Below are 2,816 nucleotides of genomic sequence, written 5' to 3'. Positions count from 1 at the left end.
CCTTCATCGCGTTGTCGCCAGTCAGCGATCCCGCCTTGCCGTTGAACACGACATGGGTGGGGATCAACCCGCGCATGACCTTGACCGTATCATCGTAATTGTCGCCGGCTGTTTCATATTTCTTGAATTTCCCCTGCTCGTCGCGGGGGACGTAGAAATCGTTCTCGCCGATGTAGAAGATGCGGTCATAGCGAACGGGCCTGCCCTTGTCGTCCTTGAGGCCGTCGCGCGGCAGTATCATCACTGCTCCGCTCATCCCCGACACGACATGCCACGGGATCATCGCGCCGCCAGGCGCACAGTGGTAGACGAAGGTCCCCGTGCGCGTGGCCTTGAAGCGCAGCGTGACCTGCTCGCCAGGATTGACCAGGGTCAGGCCGCCGCCGCCAAGCGCGCCGGTGGCGGCGTGGAAATCGATATTATGGGCAAGCGTATTGGTCTCGGGATTGATCAGGGTGAGTTCGATATAGTCGTCTTGATGCACGACCATCAGAGGGCCCGGAATCGAGCCGTTGTAGGTCATCGCATTGAGCTGCGTGCCGTCGGCATCGATGATCATCGGCTTCTCCTCGATCGTCATGGTGAATTCGACGACCTTTGGACCGCCCTTGGCCACTTGGTCATGGGCGTGGACGAACGGCGGCGCGACGAGGGTGACCTTTTCGCGCGGTAGACTTGCAACTTCGGCTGCACTTGCCACAACCGGCATTGCAACAACGGCCGCGGCTGCGGCCGCGGTAAGGACAGAACCTAACAAAGCTTCTCGTCTCGTAAGCATTTCCATCTCCTTTTTTCACCGATCTGATGCACTAAGAATAGTCTGCTCGCGGGCCACGTCTTTGCGCTGGCGCAAATCCGATTTCATTTGTTGCGTTGCTCGATTGACGGGGCGAGTAGCCGAGCCCGGCCGGCCGAGGTTCACTGACTGCCAACTCCAGATCAGCAACCTTGGATAAGGCAACCGCTGGGGACGAGAAGATCGTGTCTCGGGCTGTCTATCGATATCCAAATGAAATAGGCCGGACCAGACCGCTCCCCTCAGTCTGTCCGGCCTCTGCCTCCGGAAGATCGCCAACCGGAGGGCATCCTGGAAAAGCCTCAGTTGGAAGCAGTCTTGGTCGCTTCGGCAAACAGTTCGGCAAACACGGTTTTGGCTTTGCCGACCTGCTTGACGGCCTGCGCCGCTTCCAGGTTGGCGGACTTGCCGACCACGATCAGCGCAACCATGCCCATGCCGTAATGTGGGGCACACTTGACGCCGTAGGCGCCCTCCTTGGTGAGGGTCACGATTACTTCTTCGCTGGGCTTACCTTTGAAAGCTTCAGCACCGTCCGGGATCATTCCTTTGATGCTCTCGGCATTGTGGGATTTGTCGGTCGGCACAAATTTGATCGTGTCTCCGGGCACTGCCCGGACAAAGGCGGGCTGGAAGACCATCGAACCTTTCTCGCCCTTGTTCAGCATCTGTACGACGTGTTCTTCGGCATTCGCGGCACCGGCGATGGAGAGCAGGGCGATGGCCGCGGCGATCAGTGGCAGTTTCATTTGGAAATCCTTTTCTTGAGTTCGTCACGGCCTTCAACCGTTGCCTTCTTCTAGGCCATCAGGCGGCTTGGCGATTTGCGCTGGCGCAAACTCGTGAGCAAAAACATCGTTGGCGCCCTCGTGTGGCGTGGCGCATGGACGAGAGCCAAAGCATGCGCCCCTTGCCCCGCATCAATCGCCGTGAGAACACTCTTTGGCAGACCGGCTTGGATGCATTGGCCGCGGTCAAATTCGGGAGGGGACAGAGTTGGTTAGCCTCGATCGCTCGCTGATTGCAGGGCTTTCTGTCTTTGAGGGCGTCGCCGCCACGGATCTCGATCGCATCGTCGGCCAGGCCAGGTCGCTCCGGATCGCCAAGGACCAGCCGGTGTTCGAGCAGGAGCAGGAAGCACATTCCTTTTTCCTGCTGCTGGACGGACATGTGCGCGTCGTGAAATCAACCCCGGACGGTCACGAGGTGACTGTGCGGTACATAAGTCCAGGCGAGTTGATGGGCATCGCCCACGCGCTTGGCCGCACCACCTATCCGGCAAATGCGATCGCTGCCGTTGATTGTGTGGTTCTTGCCTGGGCAAGCCATCTATGGCCGACCTTCGCAGCAAATTTCCCGAGCTTCAGTGCCAACACCTACAAAGCCGTGGGCACCRGGCTGCAGGACGCTCATACGCGCGTCATCGAGATGGCCACAGAACAGGTGGAACAGCGCGTCGCCCATGCGATGCTCAAGCTGGTCAAGCAGGCTGGCAGGAAGACAAAGGAAGGAATCCTGATCGACTTCCCGATCTCTCGTCAGGACATTGCCGAGATGRCGGGAACAACGCTCCATACGGTGAGCCGGTTGCTCTCGGCCTGGGAAGACCAGGGATTGGTCAAAAGTGGACGCCAGAGGGTGACCGTAGTCGAACCTCACCGGCTCCTTCTGATCGCGGAAGGCCGCGCCGAGAAAAGTTAGTCAGGGTTGGTGCTTTCGATCGCGGCCCGCAAATCGGAGCCGAGTTGTTCCTCGTTCAGATCGTGCTCGCGTGCCGCGTCGGAAACGGTATGGAACGAAGCAATCGGGCAGCCGACGCAAAGCATGCCGTGCTGGAGCACCACCCGGATGGCCGCCGGCGACAGGTGCATGATTTCGTCCATCGTCGCATCGTCGCTGAATTTGTGTTTCATGCCGCTTGCCCACGCTTGGAAGCGGACATGCTGCATCTGATTTCCGGGATGCTCGTTGCGCTGGGACAAAGAGGAAGCAGCCCGATGCACCCTCATCACCTATGAAC

Annotated in this window: 4 protein-coding genes; 1 reads left to right on the top strand and 3 read right to left on the bottom strand. The window is 59.2% G+C overall.

The window, feature by feature from the left end:
• A partial coding sequence (gene nirK / locus ACXJ7R_RS29285) for a copper-containing nitrite reductase (RefSeq protein WP_457154874.1) occupies positions 1-778 on the bottom strand: 778 nt, incomplete at its 3' end.
• Positions 779-1,098: 320 nt separating this feature from the next.
• Positions 1,099-1,545 (bottom strand): pseudoazurin, encoded by a 447-nt coding sequence (locus ACXJ7R_RS29280; RefSeq protein WP_457154873.1) that lies wholly within the window; start codon positions 1,543-1,545, stop codon positions 1,099-1,101.
• Positions 1,546-1,792: 247 nt separating this feature from the next.
• Here ACXJ7R_RS29280 and ACXJ7R_RS29275 point away from each other — a divergent pair, with 247 nt between their 5' ends.
• Positions 1,793-2,497, top strand: a complete 705-nt coding sequence (locus ACXJ7R_RS29275; RefSeq protein ID WP_457154872.1) for a Crp/Fnr family transcriptional regulator — start codon at positions 1,793-1,795, stop codon at positions 2,495-2,497.
• Here ACXJ7R_RS29275 and ACXJ7R_RS29270 read toward each other — a convergent pair.
• Positions 2,494-2,745 (bottom strand): DUF1858 domain-containing protein, encoded by a 252-nt coding sequence (locus tag ACXJ7R_RS29270; RefSeq protein WP_457154871.1) that lies wholly within the window; start codon positions 2,743-2,745, stop codon positions 2,494-2,496. The genes ACXJ7R_RS29275 and ACXJ7R_RS29270 overlap by 4 nt on opposite strands.
• Positions 2,746-2,816 lie beyond the last annotated feature (71 nt).

The organism is Mesorhizobium sp. P5_C1 (genome assembly GCF_054049815.1).
This window is presented reverse-complemented; position numbering and strand designations above follow the sequence as displayed.

What these genes read in the sequence shown, in the direction of transcription:
- ACXJ7R_RS29280 (WP_457154873.1), bottom strand. Translation starts at nt 1,545, where the DNA reads ATGAAACTGCCACTGATCGCCGCGGCCATCGCCCTGCTCTCCATCGCC.
- ACXJ7R_RS29270 (WP_457154871.1), bottom strand. Translation starts at nt 2,745, where the DNA reads ATGCAGCATGTCCGCTTCCAAGCGTGGGCAAGCGGCATGAAACACAAA.